Origin of the sequence: Streptomyces sp. NPDC005805 (assembly GCF_040630445.1) — a bacterium.
GTDB lineage: Bacteria > Actinomycetota > Actinomycetes > Streptomycetales > Streptomycetaceae > Streptomyces.
The window spans coordinates 1-6,332 of record NZ_JBEXXN010000102.1; the positions used below are offsets into that span (position 1 = coordinate 1).

Annotated in this window: 3 protein-coding genes and 1 pseudogene; all 4 read right to left on the bottom strand. The window is 76.9% G+C overall.

Features of this window, described 5'->3' with window-relative positions:
- Positions 1 to 91: 91 nt before the first annotated feature.
- Complete coding sequence (locus tag ABZ457_RS30205; protein ID WP_359164156.1) at positions 92 to 1,552, bottom strand: N,N-dimethylformamidase beta subunit family domain-containing protein; 1,461 nt, start codon at positions 1,550 to 1,552, stop codon at positions 92 to 94.
- Between the two features lie 322 nt (positions 1,553 to 1,874).
- Positions 1,875 to 3,599, bottom strand: coding sequence for a hypothetical protein (locus ABZ457_RS30210; protein ID WP_359164159.1), 1,725 nt, complete (start codon positions 3,597 to 3,599; stop codon positions 1,875 to 1,877).
- Positions 3,600 to 3,986: 387 nt separating this feature from the next.
- The gene (gene purD / locus ABZ457_RS30215) at positions 3,987 to 5,240 is read right to left on the bottom strand and encodes a phosphoribosylamine--glycine ligase (protein ID WP_359164162.1); all 1,254 of its coding nucleotides are present in this window, start codon (positions 5,238 to 5,240) and stop codon (positions 3,987 to 3,989) included.
- A gap of 61 nt (positions 5,241 to 5,301) precedes the next feature.
- Positions 5,302 to 6,332: pseudogene (locus ABZ457_RS30220) on the bottom strand (DNA polymerase III subunit gamma and tau); the annotation flags it as partial.

The following is a 6,332-nucleotide window of genomic DNA, read 5'->3' on the forward strand; positions in this document are numbered from 1 at the left end:
TCGAGCCGCACGGCCCCATCGAGACCGAAGCAGCCCGACGCCTCACCGAAGACCTCAACCACGAGTGATCAACGGCTTACCCAACACTTTCTCAGTCGCGTTTGCAGATCCGGTCCAGGAGGTTGGCGGTGGCGCGCTGGATCCGCGGGTCGACATGGCCCGGCCGGTCGAGCGCGGGCGACCAGGCGAAGGTGCCCGAGGCGAAGACCAGGGCCCCGGAGGGCGCCCGGTAGAGGGAGGTCTCCTGGTGCCGCACCGCGCCCTCGCCGTCCCGGTAGGGCGAGTGGGCCAGCAGGATCCGGCCGTCGTGCTCGGGCAGGGCGGTGCGTGGGAAGTACCGGTCCGCCTCGCCCGCCACCAGACCGGGCAGCTCGTCGCCCTCGCCCGCGCCGGTCGCCTCCCACAGCCAGTGCCCGGCGTTGCGCACCACCAGCGGGGAGGGGTCGGGGACCCGGCCCGCGTACTGGATGCCCAGCAGCTGCTGCTCCGCGCGGTCCATCTCCCGCCAGAGCGCGGAGCGGCCCGGACCCCGGCGCTTGCGGCAGGTCAGCAGCCGCTCGGGGACCCCGGACGGCGAGGCGTGGAGCTCGACCTGCCAGTACAGGGTGTTGGCGGAGAGGAAGACCAGGGAGGTGCCGTGGTCCCGGGCCCGCTCGGCGGCCCGCCGCATGGGCACCGACCAGTACTCGTCGTGACCGGGGAAGACCAGGCCCCGGTAGCGGGTGGGGTCGACCCGGCCGGCGTGCAGGTCCCGGGTGTCGGCGTAGGCCAGGTCGTAGCCGTAGCGCTCGGCCCAGCGGATGAAGTCGTAGGCGTGGCCGACGTGCAGGGGGAGGCCGGCACCCGCGTAGGGGCGGTCGAAGGAGACCGTGGTCGCCGCGTCCTGCTCACCGAGGAGCCGGCCGTCCTCGTCCCACGCGTGGTAGAGGCTGGCACCGGTGCGCCCGTCCTCCGGGTAGAGGTTGTACGCCTGCCAGGTCACGTCCGGCAGCAGGAGGAGCAGATCCGCCGGGTGGTCGTCGCGGACGGTGAAGGGGATGTGGGACCGGTGCCCGTCGGCCGTGGTCAGCACGGCCACATAGGCGCCGACCGACCAGTACGAGGGGATCTGGAGCCGCCAGGAGAGCCACCAGTGGTGGCAGGAGACCGTGCGGTCGGCGGTGAGCGGGGCGGGCTGGACGATGCCGGAGAGGCGCGGGCTGGTGGTGATCTTGGCCGCGCCGTCGCCCCCGTAGTGGCCGATGCGGTAGACGTCGACGGAGAACTGCTGGGGCGGGTCCACCGTGACGTGGAAGTCGATCGCCCCGCCCGGCGAGGCCGCCCCGGGGGAGGCGAAGCCCTTGATCTGGCGGTGCACGTCGTCGGCGGTGCGGGGGCGGCCGGAGCCGCCGCGCGCCAGGTCCGGGTCGGCGTACCAGGGGACGACCTGGCCGGTGTCGTCGAAGTAGTTCTCGCTGCCGCGCAGCCAGGGCAGCGGGCCCTGGCCGAACGGATCGCTGACGGCGTGGGCGAGGGCACCCGATTCCCATCGCCGGATCTGCTCCGCCCCCATGTCAGCGCCCTCCCTCGGTGCCCCGGTCCGCCACGGCGCCGAGCTGTGCAGCGCCGGTCTCCAGCACATCACATAACGCACTCACTCCGTCACCGTTCGTCGCGAATTGACGCGAAGCGGACGAGACCGCTCCGGATCAAGCACGGGGGCCGGCTCCGGGAGGGCTCGCGGGAGCAGCCGCGCCGGGCGGGACGGCGGGGTCCGGGGCGGGCGGGGACACGGGGGGCGCCGCGTCGGCGGGTGGCGGGGCGGCCCGGACCGGGGACACGGGGGTCGCCGCGTCGGCGGGTGGCGGGGCGGCCCGGACCGGGGGCGGCGCTGTTCAGGCCAGCCGGACCGGGTTCTCCGGGCGGACCCCGAGCGACCCGAGCCAGACCCGCAGCGGCTTGGCGTCCCCCTCCTCCACCAGGCTCATCACCGGCCCCAGCAGATCCGAGCGCCGCTCGCCGTCGATGAGGAGGACGGGACCGTCGAGCCAGTCCAGGCCGGGGGCGGCGCCCACGGTGTCGATCGCCGTGCAGCACACCATGGCCACGACATGGTCGGCGAGCAGGTCACGGCCGGTGCGGGGTGGCTGGAGGGGGAAGAGGGGCAGCGGGTCGCCGCCGCAGAGTGGGGCCTCCTCGGCTCCGGCGGTGCCCGGGGCGAGGGCCCCGCCCGCCGGTGCGCCCGGGGTTCCGCCGCCCTGGCCGGCGGCCTCCGCCTCCGTGTCCTCGCGGGCCGTCCGGGCGGTGATCGCGGCGGCCAGACCGTCGCTCGCCTCGCCGCCCGGCTCCCGCGAGAGGTGCTCCATCACCCGCGAAAGGGTGGGCCCGGCGGTGCCGGTGGGACTCGCGGGCCCGGCGGACCCGCCCGTGCCCTCCGGCATCCCCAGATCGTCGAGCACCTGATGGATCCGGGCCGCCTCCGTGCGCCACTTCCGGTCGACGACCTCGGCCGGATAGTGCTCCCAGTCCACCGGTGACCAGTGCGGTCCGGCGCCGCCGGGACCGCCGTGGAACAGCCGGGCCGCCAGCAGGGACACCGCCTCGTCCACCGTGCCGGGCTCCTCCAGCAGATCGCACGCGGGCCGCTCGCCGAGCCGGGAGGTGAACCCCTCCGCGAGGCGGTCGCGGCGCGAGAGCTCGGTCAGGGCCGAGACCACCCCCGCGTCCAGCCGTGCGGGCCAGCGGCCCATCCGCCACGCGGGCAGCGCCACCCGCGTCAGCAGCCGGTCCCAGCCCGCGTACGCCAGGCCCACCTGCTCCTGGGCCACGATCCGCAGCCCGTAGTCCACGTCCTGCGCACGCTCCGACGCGGCCGCCGCGACCCAGCGCTCCATCTCCGCCGCGTGCTCCCGGCACGCCCGCAGCAGCGCCCGCGCCGCCCAGGCGGACAGCGGGCCCAGGGGCCGGGATATGCCCCGGCGCGGCCCGCTCCCGGTGCCGTCCGCGACCGCCGCGTCCAGCCCGCGCACGAAGCGCCGGGCGGCGGCTATGTCCGGATCGGCGGCGAGCCCGGCCCCCGCCACGACGGGGGCCAGCACCGCCCGCAGTTCGGCGACCCGCATCCACCACAGGAACGGCGAGCCGATCACCAGCACCGGCGCGGCTCCCTCCGCCCCCTGCGGCTCCGGGCCGGGGGCGCGGTGCGCGGGGTGGGTACGGTCCTCCAGCCAGCTGTCGCAGTCCGGGGTGAGCGCCAGGGCGGACGGCGCGGGGACGCCGAGCCGGTCCGCCAGGTCCTCCACCAGCCGGTACAGATCGGGGGCCGAGGAGGGCGGCAGATCGACGGTGGGGCTGAGGGCGGGCACGGCGCGCCGGATGACGAGGGCCACGGCGGCCGCGATCAGGAGCACCGGCACGGCGACGGCCGCGGCGACCCAGCGCGCCGTGTCCCAGCCCGGTCCGCTCAGCCGGCCCGTGGCGCCGCCGGCCAGCAGGACGACCGCGACCGCGGCCGGGAGCAGCACGACGGCGAGCGCCCGGCCCCTGACGCGCAGCACGGCATGGGCCTTGGCGCGGGCGCCGCGCGCGCCCGTCGAATCCGCGAAACCGGTACCGGACACGGCCGGACCTCACCCCCTCTGCCCTGCGACGGTGTTGGTCACTCCCCCACTGTGGCACCGCCCACCGACATCGCAATGCCGGTGAGCCAAGTGCCGGAACGCCTGCGCCGCACCATAGTTGGGGCCTGCGCGACCGTCATCCGGATGGGGGACTCATCACTCGATGGAATGGCTTTGGTCAAAGGGTCGGGCGAAACGGGCGTCGGCGGGATCGGGTTTCACGCCCCCGTGCGCCGGGGTGGTGCGCGCCCGGTGCGCCGCACGCGCGAGCGGGCCCGGTGCGGCTGCGCCGGGCCCGCTCGGGGGCGTCGTTCAGGGGGTGCGGGGTAGGACCGCGGGGGGCGGGTCCGGTGGCCGGGGATTCGTCCCCCGGCCCGCCGGCCGGGGTCAGGACCCGTCGGCCGCCGCCCGCGCGATGTCCGTGCGGTGCTGCGACCCGTCGAGGCGGATCCGGGCCACCGCCGCGTACGCCCGCTCGCGCGCCTGGGCGAGGTCCTTGCCCGTCGCCGTGACGGACAGCACCCGCCCGCCCGCGCTGAGGACCGCGTCGCCGTCCCGCCGGGTGCCCGCGTGCAGGACGTAGGCGTGCGGGGCGTCCTTCTCCGCGACCTCGGCCAGGCCCTCGATCGGGTCGCCGGTCCGGGGGGTGTCCGGGTAGTTGTGCGAGGCGACGACCACGGTCACGGCCGCGTCGTCGCGCCAGTTGAGCGGGGGAAGGGTGTCGAGGGTGCCGTTCGCGGCGGCCAGCAGCACCCCGGCCAGCGGGGTCTTCAGCCGGGCGAGCACGACCTGCGTCTCCGGGTCGCCGAAGCGCGCGTTGAACTCGATGACCCGCACCCCGCGCGAGGTGATCGCGAGGCCCGCGTAGAGCAGCCCCGAGAACGGGGTGCCACGGCGGCGGAGTTCGTCGACGGTCGGCTGGAGGACCGTCTCCAGGACCTCGTCGACCAGCTTGGGGTCGGCCCACGGCAGCGGGGAGTACGCGCCCATGCCGCCGGTGTTCGGGCCCTCGTCGCCGTCGAGCGCGCGCTTGAAGTCCTGTGCGGGGCGCAGCGGGACGACGGTGGTGCCGTCGGTCACGGCGAACAGGGAGACCTCGGGCCCGTCGAGGTACTCCTCGATGACGACCCGGCCGCAGGCGAGCGCGTGCTCCCGGGCGGCGGCGAGGTCGCTCGTGACGACGACGCCCTTGCCGGCCGCCAGCCCGTCGTCCTTGACCACATACGGGGCGCCGAAGGCGTCCAGCGCCTCGTCGACCTCCGCGGGGGTGGTGCAGACATAGCTGCGGGCCGTGGGGACGCCGGCGGCGGCCATCACGTCCTTGGCGAACGCCTTGGAGCCCTCCAGCTCGGCCGCCTCCTTCGAGGGGCCGAAGCAGGGGATGCGCACGGCGCGCACCGCGTCGGCCACACCGGCGACGAGCGGGGCCTCCGGGCCGACGACGACGAGGTCGGCCTCCAGGGCGGTCGCCAGCTCCGCGACGGCCCGGCCGTCCAGCTGGTCGACCGGGTGCAGCTCGGCGACCTCGGCGATACCGGCGTTTCCGGGCGCGCAGTGCAGAGCGGTGACGTCGGGATCGAGGGACAGGGAGCGGCACAGGGCGTGTTCGCGGGCGCCGCCGCCGATGACGAGGACCTTCACGGGCGCCAGCCTAACGGCCGCGCGGCGCCGGTCGTCGTACGGGCCTCCGAGGAGGGGCCGGTCACTCGTTCGTATATTCCTCCACCACCGTGGCACCGAGCTCGCGGACGATCAGGTCGTGGCCGGAGAGCGCCGAGTCCACCAGGTCCGGGTCGTCCTCCTCCGGGACGTCGTCCTCCAGGGAGACCGGCGGGGGCGGCGGCGGGCTGTACGACTCGGCCGGACGGGGCGGTTCCGGGGTGGCGGAGGGGGATGCGGGCCGGGCGGCGGGCCCCGGCGAGGACGACGGGGACGGGGACGCGGGCTCCGGACGGGCGGGGGGTGCGGCGGGCGCCGGGGGGCGGGGCTGGCCGTAGCCGCCCTGACCGCCACCGCCGCCGTAGCCGCCCTGGCCGCCGTACCCGCCGGAGGGGGGCTGGCCACCGGGGCCGGGCTGGCCGCCCGCGCCGCCGGACGGGTCGACGATCGCCTCGACCTTCCACTGCACGTTGAACTGCTCGGCGAGGGCCTGCCGGAGGACGTCCTCGCTGCCGCTGCTCGCGAAGTTGTCGCGGGCGCCCGCGTTGATGAAGCCGAGCTGGAGGGTGGTGCCGTCGAAGCCGGCGACCTGCGCGTTCTGGCTGAGGAGGATCCAGGTGAAGCGCCGGCGGTTCTTGACCGCCTCCAGGATCTCCGGCCACATATTGCGCACCTGGCCGGCGCCCTGGGACGCGACGGGGCCCGGCGCGGCGGCCGGGGCGGGCGGGGACTGCTGCGTCTCGGGGGCCGCCGGGGCCGGCTGCGACGGGGCGGGCGGCGTGCCACGGCCGGGGGCGGCCGCGGTGGGCCAGCCGCCGGGGCGGCGGGCGGCGGGCTCGGCGGGAGCGGGCCCGGAGCCGATGTCGCCGGAGCCGGCCGCCGGGCCGGTTCCGTTGGGGCCCGGGGCGCCCTGCCCGCCGGGCGCACCCGAGCCGGGCGCCGCGGCGCCGGGCCAGGCGCCCGGGCGGGCGGCGGGCGGCGGCTCCTGCGGCGCGGGCTCGGGAGCGGCGGGCCGGTCCTGGGCCTGGGACGGCTGAGCCGCAGGCGGGGCCACGGGGGCCGGCGGCGGCCCCG

What these genes read in the sequence shown, in the direction of transcription:
- ABZ457_RS30205 (WP_359164156.1), bottom strand. Translation starts at nt 1,552, where the DNA reads ATGGGGGCGGAGCAGATCCGGCGATGGGAATCGGGTGCCCTCGCCCAC.